This window comes from Streptomyces sp. NPDC049954 (assembly GCF_040656295.1).
GTDB lineage: Bacteria > Actinomycetota > Actinomycetes > Streptomycetales > Streptomycetaceae > Streptomyces.
The window spans coordinates 281,792-300,840 of sequence record NZ_JBFALS010000003.1 but is presented as its reverse complement, the minus strand read 5'-3'; the positions used below and the strand labels follow the sequence as shown (position 1 = coordinate 300,840).

15 protein-coding genes and 1 pseudogene are annotated in these 19,049 nt (G+C 73.0%); 8 read left to right on the top strand and 8 right to left on the bottom strand.

Annotation, left to right across the window (positions count from 1 at the left end; all coding sequences use genetic code 11):
• Positions 1-245: 245 nt before the first annotated feature.
• Both AB0J21_RS07795 and AB0J21_RS07790 read right to left on the bottom strand, forming a co-directional pair.
• Positions 246-1,061: a DNA-formamidopyrimidine glycosylase family protein gene (locus AB0J21_RS07795; protein ID WP_363144953.1), complete on the bottom strand. Its 816-nt coding sequence runs from the start codon at positions 1,059-1,061 to the stop codon at positions 246-248.
• 20 nt (positions 1,062-1,081) lie between these two features.
• A complete protein-coding gene (locus tag AB0J21_RS07790) occupies positions 1,082-1,576 on the bottom strand; it encodes a ribose-5-phosphate isomerase (protein WP_363144952.1) in 495 nt (164 codons plus the stop codon).
• A 164-nt stretch (positions 1,577-1,740) separates the two neighbouring features.
• On the opposite strand from AB0J21_RS07790, the gene AB0J21_RS07785 reads away from it, so the two are divergent.
• On the top strand, positions 1,741-3,246 hold the full coding sequence (locus tag AB0J21_RS07785; RefSeq protein ID WP_363144951.1) for an amino acid permease: 1,506 nt from the start codon (positions 1,741-1,743) through the stop codon (positions 3,244-3,246).
• 109 nt (positions 3,247-3,355) lie between these two features.
• Here AB0J21_RS07785 and AB0J21_RS07780 read toward each other — a convergent pair whose 3' ends face one another.
• Entirely contained in the window at positions 3,356-3,943 is a 588-nt protein-coding gene (locus AB0J21_RS07780; protein ID WP_363144950.1) for a biotin transporter BioY, read from the bottom strand.
• A 623-nt stretch (positions 3,944-4,566) separates the two neighbouring features.
• Between AB0J21_RS07780 and AB0J21_RS07775 the strand changes: the two genes are divergently transcribed.
• From AB0J21_RS07775 to AB0J21_RS07765, 3 genes are all read left to right on the top strand, one after another.
• Complete coding sequence (locus tag AB0J21_RS07775) at positions 4,567-5,994, top strand: amino acid permease (protein WP_363144949.1); 1,428 nt, start codon at positions 4,567-4,569, stop codon at positions 5,992-5,994.
• A 257-nt stretch (positions 5,995-6,251) separates the two neighbouring features.
• Positions 6,252-6,893 carry a superoxide dismutase gene (locus tag AB0J21_RS07770; RefSeq protein WP_363144948.1) on the top strand — a complete coding sequence of 214 codons (642 nt, stop codon included), beginning with the start codon at positions 6,252-6,254 and terminating at the stop codon, positions 6,891-6,893.
• Positions 6,894-7,039: 146 nt separating this feature from the next.
• Positions 7,040-7,255: a hypothetical protein gene (locus AB0J21_RS07765; protein WP_363144947.1), complete on the top strand. Its 216-nt coding sequence runs from the start codon at positions 7,040-7,042 to the stop codon at positions 7,253-7,255.
• Between the two features lie 79 nt (positions 7,256-7,334).
• Here the strand turns inward: AB0J21_RS07765 and AB0J21_RS07760 are convergent, their stop codons facing one another.
• Positions 7,335-7,979 (bottom strand): DsbA family protein, encoded by a 645-nt coding sequence (locus tag AB0J21_RS07760; RefSeq protein ID WP_363144946.1) that lies wholly within the window; start codon positions 7,977-7,979, stop codon positions 7,335-7,337.
• A gap of 369 nt (positions 7,980-8,348) precedes the next feature.
• Between AB0J21_RS07760 and pepN the strand changes: the two genes are divergently transcribed.
• The 3 genes from pepN (at position 8,349) to AB0J21_RS07745 (ending at position 13,586) form a co-directional block, all read left to right on the top strand.
• On the top strand, positions 8,349-10,919 hold the full coding sequence (gene pepN / locus AB0J21_RS07755; RefSeq protein WP_363144945.1) for an aminopeptidase N: 2,571 nt from the start codon (positions 8,349-8,351) through the stop codon (positions 10,917-10,919).
• Between the two features lie 245 nt (positions 10,920-11,164).
• Positions 11,165-12,247, top strand: coding sequence for a hypothetical protein (locus AB0J21_RS07750; protein ID WP_363144944.1), 1,083 nt, complete (start codon positions 11,165-11,167; stop codon positions 12,245-12,247).
• Positions 12,248-12,446: 199 nt separating this feature from the next.
• On the top strand, positions 12,447-13,586 hold the full coding sequence (locus AB0J21_RS07745; RefSeq protein WP_363144943.1) for a serine hydrolase domain-containing protein: 1,140 nt from the start codon (positions 12,447-12,449) through the stop codon (positions 13,584-13,586).
• A 66-nt stretch (positions 13,587-13,652) separates the two neighbouring features.
• Here AB0J21_RS07745 and AB0J21_RS07740 read toward each other — a convergent pair.
• The 4 genes and pseudogenes from AB0J21_RS07740 to AB0J21_RS07725 all read right to left on the bottom strand — a co-directional run bounded on the left by AB0J21_RS07740 (position 13,653) and on the right by AB0J21_RS07725 (position 17,590).
• A pseudogene (locus AB0J21_RS07740) lies at positions 13,653-15,421 on the bottom strand (TIGR03767 family metallophosphoesterase).
• A gap of 214 nt (positions 15,422-15,635) precedes the next feature.
• Positions 15,636-16,085: an NUDIX hydrolase gene (locus AB0J21_RS07735; RefSeq protein ID WP_363144942.1), complete on the bottom strand. Its 450-nt coding sequence runs from the start codon at positions 16,083-16,085 to the stop codon at positions 15,636-15,638.
• 118 nt (positions 16,086-16,203) lie between these two features.
• The gene (locus AB0J21_RS07730; protein WP_363144941.1) at positions 16,204-17,070 is read right to left on the bottom strand and encodes a hypothetical protein; all 867 of its coding nucleotides are present in this window, start codon (positions 17,068-17,070) and stop codon (positions 16,204-16,206) included.
• 1 nt (position 17,071) lies between these two features.
• Positions 17,072-17,590: a sigma-70 family RNA polymerase sigma factor gene (locus AB0J21_RS07725; protein WP_363145212.1), complete on the bottom strand. Its 519-nt coding sequence runs from the start codon at positions 17,588-17,590 to the stop codon at positions 17,072-17,074.
• Positions 17,591-17,833: 243 nt separating this feature from the next.
• On the opposite strand from AB0J21_RS07725, the gene AB0J21_RS07720 reads away from it, so the two are divergent.
• Complete coding sequence (locus AB0J21_RS07720) at positions 17,834-18,862, top strand: aspartate-semialdehyde dehydrogenase (RefSeq protein ID WP_363144940.1); 1,029 nt, start codon at positions 17,834-17,836, stop codon at positions 18,860-18,862.
• The last annotated feature ends 187 nt before the right edge of the window (positions 18,863-19,049 follow it).

Here is a 19,049-nt window from a genome sequence, read left to right as displayed (position 1 = left end):
AGAAATTCCAACGTTGGAAATCCCCGGTCGACGGCATGACAGCACGCCCACCCACCCGTGTCCAGGCCCCTCGCACCGACTGATACAGATCCCGAAAAACCTTCAACCACCAAGCAGACGGGGCCACTTGAGAAGAAGAGACGATTTCCGGCCTGTCCGCCGAAGCGCCAATCAAGCCCGTCCTGGGGGTCCCCCCGGACGGAGTCTGGGGGAGCTTGAGGACGAGGCGCGAAGCGCCGACCCCCTCACCCCCGGTGCCTCTGGCACCCCCCGCACCAGAACAGGTTCCGTCCCCCCAGTTCCCCCCGGCTGATCTCCGTCCCGCACACCAGGCAGGGCTGACCGGCCCTCCGGTACACGTAGACCTCGCCGCCGTGGTCGTCCACGCGTGGGGCGCGGCCCATCGCCTCGGGGGTGTGTTCGGGCCGTACGGTGTCGATGCGGCCGAGCCGGACGCCCTCGCGCATGAGCAGGACGAGGTCGGCCCAGATCGTGTCCCAGGTCGCGCGGTCGAGGTCGCGGCCGGGCAGCAGGGGGTCGACGCCGTGCCGGAAGAGGACCTCGGCCCGGTAGACGTTGCCGACGCCCGCGACGACCTTCTGGTCCATGAGCAGCGCCGCGAGGCTGACCCGGCTGCGGGAGATCCGGGCCCAGGCGGGTTCCCCGTCGTCCTCGGGGCGCAGCGGGTCGGGGCCCAGGCGCGCGTGGATCGCGGCCTTCTCCGTGTCGTCGAGGAGGGCGCAGGCGGTGGGGCCGCGCAGGTCGGACCAGCCGCCGGGGCCGGTGAGCCGCAGTCGCACGGTGTCGGTGGGCGGCGGGGCGGGCGCGGGCCCCTGTCTCACCTTGCCGAACAGGCCCAGGTGGACGTGGACCCAGCCGAGCGGGCCGAAGCCGAGGAACAGGTGTTTCCCGTGGGCCTCGGCGCTCTCCAGTACGGCGCCGTCGAGCAGCGCGGCGGAGTCGGCGAACTTCCCCTGCGGGCTGGAGACGCGGACCGGCCGGCCGCCGAACCTCTGGAGGTGGTCGGCGGCCAGCCGGTGCAGCGTGTGGCCTTCGGGCATGTCGGGTCGGTCGTGCGGGTTCAGGCCCCGGGCTGCTGCGGGTGGTGCGCCGGAAGGGGCGGCAGTTCGCCGGTCTTCTCGTACGCGGAGAGCATGTCGATCCGGCGGGTGTGCCGCGCCTCGTCCGAGTAGGGCGTGGCGAGGAAGACCTCGACGAACGAGGTGGCCTCGTCCGTGGAGTGCATCCGCGCGCCCACCGAGACGACGTTCGCGTTGTTGTGCTCCCGGCCGAGCTTCGCGGTCTGGACGCTCCACGCGAGAGCGCAGCGCACGCCTTCGACCTTGTTCGCGGCGATCTGCTCCCCGTTGCCGGACCCGCCGATCACGACGCCGAGCGCCTCGGGGTCGGCGGCGGCGCGCTCGGCGGCGCGCAGGCAGAAGGGCGGGTAGTCGTCCTGGGCGTCGAAGACGTGGGGCCCGCAGTCGACGGGCTCGTGTCCGTGGGCGGTGAGCCACTCGACGAGATGGTTCTTGAGTTCGTAGCCGGCATGGTCCGAGCCGAGATACACGCGCATGCGAATGAGTGTGGCATGTCAGCCACGGGGTAGCCGCCCCCGGGTCCGGGGACGGCGCGCCCTGGACGTGCTCTGGACAACAATCCGGAATCGAGCCTTCCGGCAAGCGGCCCGCACGTGGCCCCTGCCGGAACCGCTCACCTGAGACCCGAAGGACTCATCGCATGGCCTCGCAGTCGATCAGAGAGCCCGATCGTTCACCCCGGCAGCAACCGTCCGGCGACCCCGGCAGCGGCGGCGCACCCGGTGGGGAGGGGCTGAAGCCCGGGCTCAAGGGACGTCACCTGTCGATGATCGCCATCGGCGGGGTCATCGGCGCGGGCCTGTTCGTCGGCTCCAGCGCGGGCATCGCGGCGGCCGGACCGGCGATCCTCGTGTCCTACGCGCTGGTCGGCGTGATGGTCGTGCTCGTGATGCGGATGCTCGGCGAGATGGCCGCCGCCCGTCCGTCCTCCGGCTCCTTCTCGGCGTACGCGGACATGGCGCTGGGCCGCTGGGCCGGGTTCTCGATCGGCTGGCTGTACTGGTTCTTCTGGGTCGTCGTGCTCGCCGTGGAGGCCACGGCGGGCGCGGTGATCCTCAACGGCTGGGTGCCGGCGGTCCCGCAGTGGGGCTGGGCGCTCATCGTGATGTTCGTGCTGACCGCGACCAACCTGGTCTCGGTCGGCTCGTACGGCGAGTTCGAGTTCTGGTTCGCGGGCATCAAGGTCGTCGCGATCAGCGTGTTCGTGATCATCGGGCTGCTCGCCGTGTTCGGTGTCCTGCCCGGTTCGGACAACCCGGGTTCCGGGTTCGCGCATCTCACGGACGCGGGCGGCTTCATGCCCAACGGGCCGGGGGCGATCCTCACGGGCATCCTGCTCGTCGTCTTCTCCTTCATGGGCAGCGAGATCGTGACGCTGGCGGCCGGGGAGTCCTCCGACCCGCAACGCGCGGTGTCCAAGGCCACCAACAGCGTGATCTGGCGGATCGCGATCTTCTACCTCGGCTCGATCCTCGTGGTGCTGACCCTGCTGCCGTGGAACGCCAAGTCGATCCAGGCGGACGGCTCCTACGTGGCCGCGCTCAACTCGATCGGCATTCCGCACGCCGGGCAGATCATGGACGTCATCGTGCTGACGGCCGTCCTGTCCTGCCTGAACTCGGGCCTCTACACCGCCTCCCGCATGGCCTTCTCGCTCGGTGGCCGGGGCGACGCCCCGCGCGCCTTCGCCCGCACCAACCACCGGGGCGTCCCGCAGGCGGCGATCCTCGGCTCGGTCGTCTTCGGCTTCCTCGCGGTGTGGCTCAACTACCAGTGGCCGGACACGATCTTCGAGTTCCTGCTGAACTCCTCGGGCGCGGTCGCCCTGTTCGTGTGGCTCGTCATCTGCTTCTCCCAGCTGCGGCTGCGCGTCCGCATCCAGCGGGAGACCCCGGACCAGCTCGTCGTCAAGATGTGGCTGTTCCCGTACCTGACCTGGGCGACCATCGCGATGATCTCCTTCGTGCTGGTCTACATGCTCACCGACGACGACGGCCGCACCCAGGTGCTGCTGTCCCTGCTGGTGGCCGCGTTCGTCGTGGCCTTCGCGCTGATCCGCGAGAAGGTCCGCGGCCCGCGCGCGGGCGACGGCCCGGGTCCCGGCTCCGGTACGGCGGCCGGCAAGGTGCCGACGGCCCGCGGCTGAGCACTCCCCGGCCCGGGCACACGTGAGGGCGCCGCACCCCCGCTGACGGGGTGCGGCGCCCTCAGTGCCGTACGGCGACCCGCGCGGTGTACGCGGCGGGCCCCCGGGTTCAGCCGTCCTTGCGGCCGATCAGCTTCCACGTGGTGGGCAGCGCGCCCGTCGCGAGGGCCGTCTTGACCAGGTCGCCGACGATGAACGGCGTGAGGCCGGCCGCGATGGCCTGGCTCGCGTTCATACCGGTGTCCAGGGCGAGGTAGGGGACGCCGGTCGCGTAGATGATGACGTTGCCGAGCAGCATCGCGCCCGCGGTGCGCAGCGGCGAGCGGTCCGTGCCGCGCTGGGCGAGGGCGCCGACGACGAGGGCGGCGATCATCATGCCGGGGATGTAGCCGAAGGAGGCCATGCCCGTCCCGGACTGCCCCTCGGAGAACCACGGCATGCCCACGACGCCCGCGACCGCGTACAGCGCGAGCGCGAGGAAGCCGCGCCGGGCGCCGAGCGCGGTGCCCACGAGCAGCGCGGCGAAGGTCTGGCCGGTGACCGGGACCGGGGAGCCGGGGATCGGCACCGCGATCTGGGCGGCCAGGCCGGTGAGCGCGGCACCGCCCACGACGAGCGCGATGTCCCGGGTACGGGAGGCGGGCAGCAGGTCCGCGAGGACCGTTCCCGGGCGGTGGAGGGCGGACGCTGAACTCATCGGGTCTCCGCGAGGTGAGGGAGGGACGGAACGGATGCCGGCCCGGGCCGGTTCGGTCGGTTCGGGTCGATGCGGCGAACGCAGCCGGGCGCACAGTGACCGTAGCCCAGAGGTCAACCCGCCCTCACCGGTCGTCACGAACAAAGGGTCGATCACGGAGTTGGTGGAGATCCCACAAAGACCGCCGCTCACACCTCGGACAGGGTGACGCTCGTCACCTTTGGCGGAGCGGGGGCTTACGGGAGGCGCGGGAGGCAAGAAGCGGCCTGGGGCTGTGGGGTTCCACCAAGGACCACCAAGGACCACCGAGGCGGCCACCAGGGACGGCCCAACGGTCCGAGGGCCGCACGGACACGGACGGTCCGCCCGGGCCACCGGCACCTTCACGCGGGGCGGGGACCGGCGGCGACTCCCCCTCAGCGCGCCGGACACCCCGCCCCGGGACGCGGAGGCTCCGGCCGGACGGCCGGACGCCCGGACCTCGCCCCCGACCACCCCGGGCCCCTCACGCCCAGCACGCATACCGTCCATCTGTCGGACATCGCGTCCCATCCAGCGGACATGCGGAATACTGTCCTCCGTTTTCTTCCCGCCCTCTGCCGTCTCACCTTCAGGACTCCCCCATGACACGGACTTCGGCCCCACCCGAAACCGGACCCGCCGGCCCCGAGGGCGCCACCGGCTCAGCCCCGGGGCTCACCCACGGGCTCAAGCAGCGCCACCTCTCGATGATCGCCCTCGGCGGGGTCATCGGGGCCGGGCTCTTCGTGGGCTCGGGGGCGGGGATCGCGGCGGCCGGCCCCTCGATCGTCCTCGCCTACGCCCTGTCGGGCGCGCTGGTCATGCTCGTGATGCGCATGCTCGGCGAGATGTCGGCCGCCCGTCCCGCCTCCGGCTCCTTCTCCGTGCACGCCGAGCGCGCGATCGGCCCGTGGGCCGGTTTCACGGCGGGCTGGATGTTCTGGATGCTGCTGTGCGTGGGCGTCGCCGCCGAGGCGATCGGGGCGGCCTCGATCATGACGGGCTGGTTCCCCGGCACCCCGGACTGGCTGTGGGTCGCGCTGTTCATGGTGCTGTTCTGCGCGACGAACCTGTCGGCGGTCGGCAACTTCGGCGAGTTCGAGTTCTGGTTCGCGGCGCTCAAGGTCACCGCGATCGTCGCGTTCCTGGTGATCGCGGTCCTCGCGATCCTCGGCGTCCTGCCCGGCACCGGGGCCCCGGGCACCGCGCACCTGACGGGCGACGGCGGCTTCTTCCCGAACGGCCCGGACGGGATGATCACCGGCCTGCTCGCCTCGGTCTTCGCGTACGGCGGTCTGGAGACCGTCACCATCGCCGCCGCCGAGTCGGAGAACCCGGTGCGCGGGGTCGCGAACGCGGTGCGCACGGCGATGTGGCGCATCGCCCTCTTCTACGTCGGCTCGATGGCCGTCATCGTGACGCTGGTGCCGTGGAACCGGGCGGAGGTCGCCGAGAAGGGCCCCTACGTCGCCGTGCTCGACGCGCTCGGCATCCCCGGTGCCGCGCAGGTCATGAACGTCGTCATCCTCGCGGCCCTGCTCTCCGCGATGAACGCGAACATCTACGGCGCCTCGCGCATGGCCCACTCGCTGGTCGAGCGCGGGGACGGCCCGGCCCTCCTGGGGCGGCTGTCGCGCGGCGGGGTGCCGCGCCCGGCCGTCGTCGCCTCCTCCGTCTTCGGCTTCCTCGCGGTGCTGCTGAGCTACTGGTGGCCGGACACCGTGTTCACGTGGCTGCTGAACATGGTGGGCGCGGCGGTGCTCGTGGTGTGGGCCTTCATCGCGGTGGCGCAGTTGCGCACCCGGCGCCTGCTGGAGCGCGAGGCGCCCGACCGGCTCGTCATCCGCATGTGGGCCTTCCCCTACCTGACCTGGGTGGCCCTGGCGGCGATGGCGGCCGTCCTGGTCCTGATGCTGCGCGAGCCGGACACCCGGCTCCAGCTGTACTTCACGGGCGGCCTGACCGTGGCCCTGGCCGCGCTCGGCCGGTGGCGGCAGCGGCGCGGGACCCGCGTGGGCGTACGCGGGTAGGACAGGACCCACGACCCCAGGACTTTCCGGGAGCCGGCCGAGCCCCCGTCAGCCGTGCACGCGCGGTGGGCGGGGGCTTCGTCATGCCCCGGGCTCGCGCCCGGCCTTGAGCCCAGGCCGTCCCGCCCCCTCCCAGCGCGCCCCGCGCCCCCGGCACGCCCCGGGGCGCCCGCCACACTCTTCGCTGATAGCGTGCACTTGCAAGCCATTCGCAATAAGCTCGTCTCGACAAGAAGAGTTCCGGAGGGTTCCTCCCCATGGCCGTCTACACACTTCCCGAGCTGCCGTACGACTACTCCGCCCTGGCCCCCGTGATCAGCCCGGAGATCATCGAGCTGCACCACGACAAGCACCACGCGGCCTACGTCAAGGGCGCCAACGACACGCTGGAGCAGCTCGCGGAGGTGCGCGACAAGGAGTCCTGGGGTGCGATCAACGGGCTGGAGAAGAACCTGGCCTTCCACCTGTCGGGGCACATCCTGCACAGCATCTACTGGCACAACATGACCGGCGACGGCGGCGGGGAGCCGCTGGCCCAGGACGGCGTGGGCGAGCTGGCCGACGCGATCACCGAGTCCTTCGGCTCCTTCGCCGGGTTCAAGGCGCAGCTCACCAAGGCCGCGGCGACGACCCAGGGTTCGGGCTGGGGCGTACTGGCCTTCGAGCCGGTCAGCGGGCGGCTCATCGTCGAACAGATCTACGACCACCAGGGCAACGTGGGTCAGGGCTCGGTCCCGGTCCTCGTCTTCGACGCGTGGGAGCACGCCTTCTACCTCCAGTACAAGAACCAGAAGGTGGACTTCATCGAGGCGATGTGGCGCGTCGTCAACTGGCAGGACGTGGCCGCCCGCTACTCCGCCGCCAGGGCCCGCGCGGGCACCCTGCTGCTCGCTCCCTGACCCAGCCGGCCGCCGGCCCCGGGAACGTCCTGCTCGTGATCGTCTTCTCACCCTTCACGCGGCAGGCGGATGAAAAGAAGGACCCCCGCGAGGACGTGACTCGCGGGGGTCTTTCCGTTTCCGGGCTTCCGGAGGATCGTGGCGGGATGAAACCTAGGCAGACCGAGTGTGTCTGGTGTAAATCCGTCGAACCGCACGTGCCGCTGACCGAGGCCCAGAAGCAGTGGCTGCGCGGCAGGATCGAGGAGACCTACGTCGAGAACTACCTGATGTGCGCCGCCGGGACCTGCCGGAAGGTGCGGACCTCGGCGAACAAGTGGCGCTTCCGGGATCCCGTGCGCATCCCGGAGGACGTGAACTGACCGGTCCGGCCCGCCCGGCCCGGCGACCGTGAGGCTCGCCCGGCCGGGCCGTACGGACCGGCCGGGCGGTACCGGTGCCTCAGTCGAAGACCGGCCCCTGGGTGCGGGTGCGCTTGATCTCGTAGAAGCCGGGGACGGAGGCGACCGCGACGGTGCCGTCCCACAGGCGCGCGGCCTGCTCGCCCTTGGGGGCGGGGGTCACGACGGGGCCGAAGAAGGCGACCTGCTCGCCGTCCGGGCCGGGCACGGCGATGACGGGGGTGCCGACGTCCTCGCCGACCTTGTCGATGCCCTCCTGGTGGGAGGCGCGCAGCTGCGTGTCGTACGCGTCGGAGTCGGCGTGGTCCGCGAGGGAGGCGGGCAGGCCGACCTCCTCCAGGGCGCCGAGGATCGCCTCGCGGGTCGGGCCCTCTCCCCTGTTGTGGAAGCGGGTGCCGAGCGCCGTGTAGAGGTCGCCGAGCACCTTGTCGCCGTGCTCCTGCTGGGCGGCGATGACGACCCGGACCGGGCCCCACGCGTTCTTCAGGACCTCGCGGTACTCCTCGGGCAGCTCGTCGAGCTTCGGCTCGTTGAGGACGGCGAGGCTCATGACGTGCCAGCGCACGTCGACGGGGCGGACCTTCTCGACCTCCAGCATCCAGCGCGAGGTCATCCAGGCCCAGGGGCACAGCGGGTCGAACCAGAAGTCGGCGGTGATCCGCTCCTGCGTCTGCTGCTCGGTCATGTCTCTCCTCGTGAAGTCCGGAAGGCCGGCCCTCTGCGCGGCTCCGGTGCACAGCTCGGTGGGCGCACGGGCGAGCGGACGCCTCCGGGCGCACCCGGAGCACCGTCCGCGTACGCGCGGCGGCCCTCAGACACCGCAACGCGCGAACCCCGTTCCCGATTCCCCACTCTCCCGGGTACGGCGCGGCACGTCCGGGCGCGAGGACGGGCACGGGGCCGGGGCCCAGGGGCGAGTGCGGGACTCCGCCGGTCCCGGATGTGCCGGTCCGACCGTGCGTGCGAGGATCGTGGACACCCGTTTTTCCACGCCCCCGCGGGCGCGCGCCACGAGCACACGCCCGCCCCTGTTTCGCGTCACGAAGGAGTGCCGGTGCCCGGTGAGAACCTGACCCGTGAGGAGGCCCGTACCAGGGCGGAGCTGCTGTCCGTCCAGGGGTACGAGGTGGAGCTCGACCTGCGGTCCGCCGTCGGGGACGCCGGGGAGGGCCCCCGGACGTTCCGGTCGGTGACCACGCTGCGGTTCACGTGCGCCGAGCCGGGCGCCGCGAGCTTCGCCGACCTGGTGGCGCCCTCCGTCGCCTCGGTGACGCTCAACGGGCGCGAGCTGGACCCCGCCGCCGTCTTCGACGGGACGCGGATCGCCCTGGACGGCCTCCAGGCCGAGAACACCCTGGTGGTGGACGCGCGGTGCGCGTACTCCCGCACGGGTGAGGGCATGCACCGCTTCGTCGACCCGGAGGACGGCGAGGTCTACCTCTACACGCAGTACGAGCCGGCCGACGCGCGCCGGGTCTTCGCCAACTTCGAGCAGCCCGACCTGAAGGCGCCCTACCGCTTCCGGGTGCAGGCGCCCGAGGACTGGACGGTGTGGAGCAACGGCGCGGGCGGGCTGACGGACGGCGTGTGGTCCTTCGCCGAGACGAAGCCCATCTCGACGTACATCACGTGCGTCGTGGCCGGCCCCTACCACTACGTGACCGACAGCTACCGCCGGACCTTCGAGGACGGCACGGAGCTGGAGATCCCGCTCGGCGCGATGTGCCGCAAGGGCCTGGCCCCGCACTTCGACGCGGACGACGTCTTCCTCGTCACCAAGCAGGGCCTGGACTTCTTCCACGACCACTTCGACTACCCGTACCCCTTCGGCAAGTACGACCAGGCCTTCGTCCCGGAGTACAACCTCGGCGCGATGGAGAACCCGGGGCTGGTCACCTTCCGCGAGGAGTACATCTACCGGGGCAAGGTCACGCAGGCGTCCTACGAGCGGCGCGCCAACGTGATCCTGCACGAGATGGCGCACATGTGGTTCGGCGACCTCGTGACCATGCGCTGGTGGGACGACCTGTGGCTCAAGGAGTCCTTCGCGGACTTCATGGGGACCTTCTCGATGGTGGGCGCGACCCGCTTCACCGACGGCTGGATCACCTTCGCCAACAACCGCAAGACGTGGGCCTACCGGGCCGACCAGCTGCCCTCGACGCACCCGGTGACCGCCGACATCGGCGACCTCCAGGACGCGAAGCTCAACTTCGACGGGATCACGTACGCGAAGGGCGCGAGCGTCCTGAAGCAACTCGTCGCCTACGTCGGGCAGGACGCGTTCCTTGAGGGCGCGCGCCGCTACTTCAAGCGGCACGCCTACGGCAACACGACGCTCGGCGACCTGCTGTCCGCCCTCGCCGAGACCTCGGGCCGCGACATGACGGGCTGGGCGAAGTCCTGGCTCCAGACGGCCGGCGTCAACTCCCTCACGCCGCAGGTGGAGTTGGGTGAGGACGGCAGGGTGGCACAGCTCACCGTCGTGCAGGAGGCCGCCGCCTCGCACCCCGAACTGCGGCCGCACCGCGTCGCGATCGGCTTGTACCGGCGCGAGGAGGGCGGCCTCGTGCGCTACGCCCGTGCCGAGGCCGACGTGTCCGGCCCGCGTACGGTCGTCACCGGGCTGTCCGGACAGGAGGCGCCCGAACTGGTCCTGGTCAACGACGAGGACCTGACCTACTGCAAGATCCGCTTCGACGAGAACTCGCTCGCCACGCTGCGCGCGCACCTCGGCGAGCTCACCGACCCGCTGGCCCGCGCGCTGTGCTGGTCGGCGCTGTGGAGCCTGACGCGCGACGGGCTGCTGCCCGCGCGGGAGTTCGTGGCGCTGGTGCTGCGCTTCGCGGGCCGCGAGAGCGACATCGGCGTCCTGCAGATGCTGCACGCCTGGGCACGTACGGCGCTCGTCGCGTACGCCGCGCCCGGGTGGCGCGAGGAGGGCGGCCGGCTGCTCGCGGAGGGCGCCCTGCGGGAGTTGCGCGCCGCCGAGACGGGCAGCCAGCACCAGCTCACCTGGGCCAGGTTCTTCGCCGCGACGGCCACCACGGAGGCCGATCTCCAGCTCCTGGAGGGGCTGTTGGCGGGCTCGGAGGCCGTCGAGGGCCTGGAGGTGGACCAGGAGCTGCGCTGGGCGCTGCTCCAGCCGCTGGTCGTGCACGGCCGCGCCGCCGAGCCCGAGATCGCGGCCGAACTGGCCCGCGACCACACGGCGTCGGGCAAGCGCCACCAGGTGCGCTGCCTCGCCGCGCGGCCCTCCGCGGCCGTCAAGGCGCAGGCGTGGGCGCAGGTCGTCGAGTCCGACGAGCTGTCGAACGCGCTGGTGGAGGCGACCATCGCGGGCTTCGTGCAGTCGGCGCAGCGCGAACTGATCGCCCCGTACGCCGAGAAGTACTTCGCGGCGATCGCCCGGGTGTGGCAGGAACGGTCCATCCAGATCGGCATGGACGTGGTGCGCGGGCTGTTCCCCTCGCTCCAGGACAGCCCGGACACGCTGGCCGCCGCCGACGCGTGGCTCGAAGCCCACCCGGACGTCTCGCAGGCGGCCCGCCGCCTGGTCCTGGAGGCCCGTGACGACCTGGCGCGGGCGCTGCGCGCGCAGGAGTGCGACGCGAAGGCGGCCTGACCGCCGCCCGCCCCGACCGCTCCGGGAGCGGCCGGCCCCTCGTGGCCGGCCGCTCCCGGGGGCCGCGCCCCGCCCCTACAGCACGGGCGCGCCTGCGGGCGGGTTTGCGCGAGGTTGCTTAACCCGTTCGGCGGAATACCCCTATCGGCAGTCGAACACCCGTACTTTAGGACGAAGTTGTCCGGTTTTGTCGACGAAAACGTCACAGCGGTTAGCGGACGCGTTCGCCGAGGAAGACCCCCGGCATGAACCATGTTTCCTCTGCCACCTCTGTTTCCTCAGCCGCCCCGGGGGCGAGCGCGCTGCCGGTGACCGGGCCCCATTGCGTGGTCGACGCCGCGCAGTTGCGGGCCCGCGGGGTGACCGCGGCCCGTACGGCGGCGCGTTGCGCGCCGGGGGGCGGCTGGCAGCGGCTGCTGCCGGGGGTCTTCCTGCTGCGTTCCGGGCGGCCCACGACGGAGGAGCGGCTGCACGCGGCGGTGCTGTACGCGCGCCGTCCGCCGGCCGGGCGGGCCCGCAGCGTCCCGGCCCAGCCCACCGGGGAGGAGGCCCCCGACGCCGGGGCCCAGGCGATGATCACGGGCCCCGCCGCGCTCGCGCTGCACGGTTTCGCCCTTCAGGCCCCGGTCTCCTCGCTCGCCTCGGTGGACCGTTTCGACGTCCTCGTCCCGCACACGCGGCGGCTGCGTTCCACGGGGTGCGCGCGGATCGTGCGCGGCTGCGACCTGCCGGTGCCGCAGCAGGTGACGGGCGTGCCGACCGCCCCGGTGGCCCGGGCGCTCGCCGACACGGTGGCGGAGCTGACGGACGCGGCACAGGTCGAGCGGCTGCTGACCGAGGCGGTGCGCGGCGGGCACTGCGACCCGGCCACGATCGTCGCGGAGCTGCGGCGCTGCGAGCTGCTGGGCCGCCCCTGCGTCACGGACGCGGTGGACGCCCTGCTGCTGGAGAGCCGCGCGGTGGCCGAGGAACGGCTGTACCTGATGGTCGAGGAGGGCGGTCTGCCGGACCCGGCGTGGAACGTCGAACTGCGGCTGCCCGAGGGCCCCGCGCTCGGCACGGTGGACGCGTACTGGCCCGAGCAGGCGGTCGCGGTGGAGCTGGACACACGGGTGCACAGGCCCGGGGAGCGGCCGGAGCGGGACGCGGTGTGGACGCAGTGCGCACGCAAGCGGGAGCGGCTGGAGCTGCTGGGGATCACCCTGGTCCACATGACCCCCCGCAAGCTGCGGGACGCCCCCGACCTGCAGGCCTGCGTCGTACGCACGGCCCTGCTGGCCGCGGCGGACCGGGAGCCGGCCGCGTACATCGAGGTGCTGCCGCGCTGAGCGGCCCCGGGGCGGGGCGGGCGCGGGGGTGCGGCCGGGGCGGGTTCTCCCCCCGGCCGCAGGGGGGCTTGAGTACACCGCGTATCCGGCCGCCCGCCCCACTGATTCCGCCGGGCCCGGGCGCGAGAGTGGGGACCACGGAAACCGGCCGGGTGGCCGGGCGGCGAGAGCCGGGAACCGTGGACTTGGGGGATGCGACATGCGTCGGCGTACACGCGTCATGGCGGCGGCACTGCTGGCAGGGGTTCTGACGGCGACGGCGGCCCCGCTGGCGGCGGCGGCCCCGACGGCCGCGCACGGGCAGGAGGCGCGCGGGCGGTCCGGGGACCCGGTGCAGGCCCGGCTGGACGCCCTGGTGGCGCGGGACGGGGTGCCCGGCGCCCTCGCGTACAAGGACGGGCGGACCTGGACGGCGGGCACCGCGGAACTGGGCACTGACAGGCCGATGGTGGGGGCCGACGCGAGCGTCCGGCTGGCCAGCGACACGAAGCCGTTCACGGCGGTCGCGGTGATGCGGCTGGTCTCCGAGGGCAGGCTCGGCCTGGACGACCGGGCCGGCCGCTACGTGCCGCAGCTCGCGGACAGCCGCGTCACCGTGCGGCAGTTGCTCAAGCAGCGCAGCGGGCTGACCGAGTACAGCGCGCTCGCGGACTGGACGCACCCGCTGGACGAGGCGGGATACCTCCAGCTCGCGGTCGACCACGGCCAGGACTTCGCTCCGGGCACCCGCTGGGGGTATTCCAATACGAATTATCTGGCCCTCGGCATGATCATCGAACAGGTGACGGGGGGCGACTTCCGGACATATATCGACAAGGCGATCCTGCGGCCTCTGCGACTGGATCACACGTACTGGCCGGCCGAGGAGGAGTTCGGGCTGCGCGGTCCGCACGCCCACGACTACGGGGTCAGCCCGGCGGACCCGGCGGCCGGGGTCGTGGACGTGACGGAGCAGCCCGGCTACTACTTCGGCGCCTCGGGCGGCCTGGTCTCCACCCCGCGCGACCTCAACGCCTTCTGGGACGGACTGTTCGGCGGGCGGCTGCTCCCCGCCCGGGCGCTGCACCTGATGACGCACGACACCTCGGACGTCGGCGGCCTGGACGTGTACCCGCGCGGCAGCCGTTACGGCTACGGGCTGGCGAGCTTCCCGCTGTCCTGCGGCGGCGTGTACTGGGGCCACGGGGGCGATCTGCCGGGCAACTCGGTGGAGGGCGGCCGGGCGAGCGGCGGCCGGGGCACGGTCACGGTCTACACGACGACGTGGACCGCGGAGGGCCGTCCGCTGCGCCGGGTGCTGGGGGCGGCGGACGCCGCCCTGTGCGCGGGAGAGCGCTGAGAGTCGCCTTGACGCTTGGAGGCTTTGTCGCCATGGGCTCTTTGCCACCGTGCGGCTTTTGTCGCCTTAGGGCTTTTTGAGCACGAGTTCGGTGTTGCGGTCGGTGTCCGCGCCGCCCAGGGTGGTGCGGGCGCCGGGCGCGTTGAGGGCGAGTTCGCGGTAGAGGGCGGCGAGCCCGGGGGCGGACAGGTCGTCGACGTCGGTCCGGGAGGGCGCGGCGGACTCGACGAGCGTGGTGAACAGCGAGAGCGTCCCGTCCTTGTTGTCCACCAGCTCGACGACGCGGGCGAGTTGGGGGAAGTCGATGTGCGAGGCGGTCGAGATCTCCCACAGGCCCCGGTGCGCGGTGACGGCGTTCTTGTGGCTGTGCCCGTTGACCCAGGCCAGCACCTTCGGACTGCGCTCCAGCAGGTCGAGCAACTGGGCTCCGTCGCGGCGGCGTTCACCGGGCCGGGCGGGGTCTGGCCGCGGATTGCGCATGGTCCGGCTGGTGTGGTGGCTGAACACGATGACGTACGGCTGTGCGGCCTTGCGCAGGGTCCTCTCCAGCCAGGCGAACTGCCCCTGTCCCAGGGACCCTTCGTAGTGCCCGCCGGAGTCGGTCGTGTCGAGGCTGATGCCGAGGACCTCCTCGGTGAGCGCGAAGGAGTAGTAGCGGGTCTCAGCGTCGAGGTTCTCCTCGGTGTACCCGTGGCCGTGCGGTCCCGGACCGGTGCGGGCGGGGTCGAGGTGGGCGCGGACGTACTCCTCGGGGGTGACGGGCGCGCGCCGCTCGTCGGGCGTCACGGGGCGCAGGTGGCGGGCCTCGCCGCGCAGCAGTGCGCGGAACAGGTCCCCCTTCGGGTCGTCGCCCTTCATGACCTGCTTCCAGAAGGCCCCGCCGCGACCGGCGGGCAGCTCCATGAGCTTGCGGCCCCCGGTGGCGATCTCGGTGGCCCAGCCGTCACCGGGCGCCCAGCAGCCGCCGGGCAGGAAGTCGTGGTTGCCGACGGTCGAGTACCAGGGCAGGTTGAGCCCGGGGCTGGTGAGGGTCCGGGTGGCGGCGGCGAGGTACCCGTCGATCCGGGGAAGCCGAGGCCCTTGTCGGCGTCGCGCAGTCCCGACTCCGGCTGCCAGTACAGCGGGATGCCGGAGCCCTGCACCCCCTCGAAGTGCCGGGGGTCGCCGGTGTTCGGGGTGACCCTGCCGCCGCTCATGAGGCCCAGGAACCAGTCGAGTTCGACGCGGGAGTTGTTGTCGGTGTTGTCCCCGGTCGTCATGACGCAGTGCAGCGGCGACCCGGTCACGGGCGCCCCGCGCAGCGCGTTGACCCGCTCCACGAGCGAGAGCGCGCCGGCCACCGACAGCGCCTCCTGCGGCCGCCAGGCACTCGCGGTCGCGGCCCGCAGGTACTCGTACCGCAGCGGATGCTGGACGTCGACCAGGTGCAGGTCGGTGAACTGCACGAAGGCGGCGACCGCGCGCCGCCGCGCCTCGCGTCCGGGGTGTGCCCCCGCCAGGTCCGCCCGCACCACCCGCCGCCAGGCCGGCCCCTCCCCGAGCCGCCGGTAGGGCCCGTGACCCGAAGGGGTGGACACGGCCCCGAGGGTCGTACCGCGCGTGTACGGGGCGAGCGGCGCGGCGGGCGCCGGCCGGGACAGCGCCCGTACGGCGGGAGCGGGCGGCGCGGCCGGGGAGGCGGCGGCGCCCCCGGCGGACCGCCCGAGGGCGACGGTGATCCCGGCGGACAGCGAGACCGCCCCGGCGGCGGCGAGCAGCGCCCGCCGGGGCACGACGGGGGCACCCGAGCGCCCGGAGTCCTGATCGGGCCTGACGACAGAGCGTGTGCGCGACATGCGCGTCCCTCCCCGAGCACGGCACGCCTCGGCGTACCGGAGGGAGGCGAATCCCTCCCCCAGGAAGGAGCGTTGACACCGGGGGTGAGCCGCACGTGAACGGCATGGCAACGCCACACGTGAGTCGCAGAACGTGGATCACCACGGCGCGGCCCTGCCGCCGGCCCCTCGTCACGCGGACGGGTGGCGGTCACTTTGGGTTCATGTGGCGGGGCTACCGCCCCGCCACCCTCCCCACCGCCGGCCGCTCCCGCCACAAGGTCAGGGCGACGTCGACGAGTTCGACGTGCGGGAGGTCGGGGACGGCTGTCAGGGGGTGCCAGGCGGCGAGGTCCGTCGAGCCGTTGATCTCGTTGCGGAGGGTTCCGGCGGTGATGCTCGCCTCGTAGACCAGGCGCAGTCCGTGGAAGGCGGTGGCGGCGCCCAGGCGGCGGTGTTCGCGGCGGATCGAGTCGGTGCCGAGGAGGGCCGTGGGCTCGGCGGTGAGGCCGGTCTCCTCCGCGACCTCGCGGATCACCGTGTCGTAGGGGTCCTCGCCCGGTTCCATGCCGCCGCCCGGCAGGGTCCACAGGCGTCGGCCGTCGGCGGCCACCCAGCGGGCCAGCAGGATCTGCTCGTCCCGCACGCATACGGCGTAGGCCGCCACCCTCAATTCCCAGCGCACGTCCTGACGTTAGCCGTTCATCCGGCGGCCGTCCGGCGCTCGGTGCCTGATTACCGCTCGCGGGTGCGCCCGTCTCCCCGGGCGGGCGCCCCCGCGCCCTGCCCCGCGCCGCCCTGTCTCAGCGGTACGGGGAGCCCTGCGGACACGCGCGGCCCTCGGCGCGGGGCAGGGCCCGGAGCAGGTCGGGGAGCGCGTCCTTCGCGCCCCAGCCCGGTTCGTAGCTCTCCTCTCCGCCGGTGGTGAGCGGGGTGCGCACGAGGGCGTCCTCGCCCACCTTCAGCTCCTCCCCGGCCGCGCCGCCCAGGGTGATCGTGACGGTGGGGTGGGTGGCGGGGGTGCGGCGCTCGGGCCGGAGGTAGCGCTCGACGGTCAGGACGACCCGCACGCGCCCGCCGTCGAGCGGGGTCAGTTCCCTGACGACGCCCTCGGCGAGCACCTTGGAGCACGCGATGTAGTCCTCGCGTGCGTGCGGGGGGCGCAGGTCGCCGCCGTCCTGGGCCGACTTCGCCGACCGGCTGCTGTCGGCGTCCCCGCCCCCGCCCTGCGAGACGCCGATCCAGAGCAGCCCGCCGAGGGCCGAGGCCCCGAGCAGGCAGGCCGCCGTGGTCAGCAGGTGGCGGCCGTACGCGGGGCGGCGTACCGGGCGGGCGGCCGGGGGGCGCCGCGCGGCGAGGGTGTCCCCCACGTGGTGCACGTGCCGGGAGAGCAGGGCGAGGTCCCGGCGCGTGTGCTCGTACCGTTCGCGGTCGGCGGCCCCGGCGTCCTCGGGCAGCGGTTCACCGGCGAGGGCGGCGAGTTCCGCGGGATGGGCGAGTTCGGCGGGGCCGGCCGGCTCGGCAGGGGCGGCGGGCCCCGCCGGCTCAGCCGGGCCGGAGGTCCCGGCCTCCAGCCCGCGCGCGCCGCGGACCGGGTGGTCCGTCCGGTGCTCGGGCCGGTGCTCGGGCCGGTGCTCGGGCCGGTGCTCGGGTCCGTGTTCCTCTGCCACCTCACACCACCTCGTCCTCGTGCAGCCGGTCCCGCAGCGCGCGTACCGCCGCGTGCAGCCGGCTCTTGACCGTGCCCTCGGGGATGTCCAGTTCGCGGGCGATGTCCCGTACCGCGAGGTCGGCGTAGAAGCGCAGGACGACGACCTGCCGTTGCGCGTCGGGGAGTTCGTCCAGGCCCCGGGCGACGGCGAGGGACAGCAGCGGGGACTCGTCGGCGGCGCGGTACTCGGCGCGCTCCTCGGGGCGCAGCGCGGCGAGCCGTTCGCCGAGGCGTTCCTGTCGGCGGCGGGCCCGGTGCCAGTCCATCGCGAGGTGCGAGGCGACGACCGCGACCCACGCCGAGACGTCCCGCAGCTCCTCCTGTCCCCGGCGGGCGCGCTCCAGGAGGCGCAGCCTGACCTGCTGGACGCCGTCGGGCAGATCGGCGTACGGCACTCCGCCCAGGGTCAGCACGGCACGCACCCTGTCCTCCAGCGCGGCGTCGAGCGGATCTCCCGCGCCCCCTCGTCTGAGCAGCACCCCGGCCTCCCCCTTCGCCGTGCCTGCCCCTACGACGCCCGGGGGCCCGGATGCGTTCGGCGGCACGGAAGGCCAGTGTGTGAGCTGCGCCATACCGGTGTCCGCCGGTCGCTGTGGCGCGTCCCACGTTCCGGAGAATGCATTGGACAGACCGGTCCTGGGCAGCCGCATCATGGTCGTATATCCGCAGGTGTCCGCAGGCCAAGCCGGACAGGCCAGAGCCGCAGCTGAGAAGGAGTCCCCGTGAGGGTCGGAATCGTCGGAGCCACCGGTCAGGTCGGCACGGTCATGCGCAGGATCCTCGCCGAGCGCAACTTCCCGGTGACCGGGCTGCGGCTGTTCGCCTCGGCCCGCTCGGCCGGCTCGACGCTCGACTGGAAGGGCGAGGAGATCACCGTCGAGGACGCCTCGACGGCGGACTACAGCGGGCTCGACATCGTGCTGTTCTCGGCGGGCGGCTCGACCTCCAAGGCGCTGGCCGAGAAGGTCGCCGGCCAGGGCCCCGTCGTGATCGACAACTCCTCGGCCTGGCGCCGCGACCCGCAGGTCCCGCTCGTCGTGTCCGAGGTCAACCCGCACGCGATCGCCGACCGCCCCAAGGGCATCATCGCCAACCCGAACTGCACGACGATGGCCGCGATGCCGGTGCTGAAGCCGCTGCACGCCGAGGCGGGCCTCGAAGCGCTCGTCGTCGCGACGTACCAGGCGGTGTCCGGTTCGGGGCTCGCGGGCGTCGCCGAACTGCACGGTCAGGCCCAGAAGACCGTCGCGGAGGCCGACCGCCTCACCCACGACGGCGAGGCCCTCGACTTCCCCGAGCCGGCCGTCTACCAGCGCCCGATCGCCTTCAACGTGCTGCCGCTCGCGGGCAACCTCGTGGACGACGGCTCCTACGAGACCGACGAGGAGCAGAAGCTCCGCAACGAGTCCCGCAAGATCCTGGAGATCCCGGAACTCAAGGTGTCCGGCACCTGCGTGCGCGTCCCGGTCTTCTCGGGCCACTCCCTCCAGATCAACGCGCGCTTCGCGAACCCGCTGTCGGTCGAGCGCGCCCACGAGCTGCTGAAGGACGCGGAGGGCGTCGAGCTGTCCGAGATCCCGACCCCGCTCCAGGCGGCCGGCAAGGACCCCTCGTACGTGGGCCGCATCCGCGCCGACGAGACGGTGGACAACGGCCTCGCCCTGTTCGTCTCCAACGACAACCTGCGCAAGGGCGCGGCGCTCAACGCCGTCCAGATCGCCGAACTGGTCGCGGCGGAGCTGAAGGGCTGACGCCGCGCGCGTACGGGAAGAGCGGCGCCGCGCGTACGTGAAGGGCTGACGCCGCGCGTACTCCTGCGGGCGGGAACTCGTCCGCGTGCGGCGGGAAGGGGCGGTCACCGGGACTCCGGTGGCCGCCCCTTCCCGTGCCCGCAGGACCCGTGCCCGCAGGACCCGGCGGGCCGGCGCGGGGCGGGCC

Excerpts from the sequence above, each read along its gene's own strand:
- AB0J21_RS07795 (WP_363144953.1), bottom strand. The coding sequence starts at position 1,061 with ATGCCCGAAGGCCACACGCTGCACCGGCTGGCCGCCGACCACCTCCAG.
- AB0J21_RS07790 (WP_363144952.1), bottom strand. The coding sequence starts at position 1,576 with ATGCGCGTGTATCTCGGCTCGGACCATGCCGGCTACGAACTCAAGAAC.
- AB0J21_RS07785 (WP_363144951.1), top strand. The coding sequence starts at position 1,741 with ATGGCCTCGCAGTCGATCAGAGAGCCCGATCGTTCACCCCGGCAGCAA.
- AB0J21_RS07780 (WP_363144950.1), bottom strand. The coding sequence starts at position 3,943 with ATGAGTTCAGCGTCCGCCCTCCACCGCCCGGGAACGGTCCTCGCGGAC.
- AB0J21_RS07775 (WP_363144949.1), top strand. The coding sequence starts at position 4,567 with ATGACACGGACTTCGGCCCCACCCGAAACCGGACCCGCCGGCCCCGAG.
- AB0J21_RS07770 (WP_363144948.1), top strand. The coding sequence starts at position 6,252 with ATGGCCGTCTACACACTTCCCGAGCTGCCGTACGACTACTCCGCCCTG.
- AB0J21_RS07765 (WP_363144947.1), top strand. The coding sequence starts at position 7,040 with ATGAAACCTAGGCAGACCGAGTGTGTCTGGTGTAAATCCGTCGAACCG.
- AB0J21_RS07760 (WP_363144946.1), bottom strand. The coding sequence starts at position 7,979 with ATGACCGAGCAGCAGACGCAGGAGCGGATCACCGCCGACTTCTGGTTC.
- AB0J21_RS07750 (WP_363144944.1), top strand. The coding sequence starts at position 11,165 with ATGAACCATGTTTCCTCTGCCACCTCTGTTTCCTCAGCCGCCCCGGGG.
- AB0J21_RS07745 (WP_363144943.1), top strand. The coding sequence starts at position 12,447 with ATGCGTCGGCGTACACGCGTCATGGCGGCGGCACTGCTGGCAGGGGTT.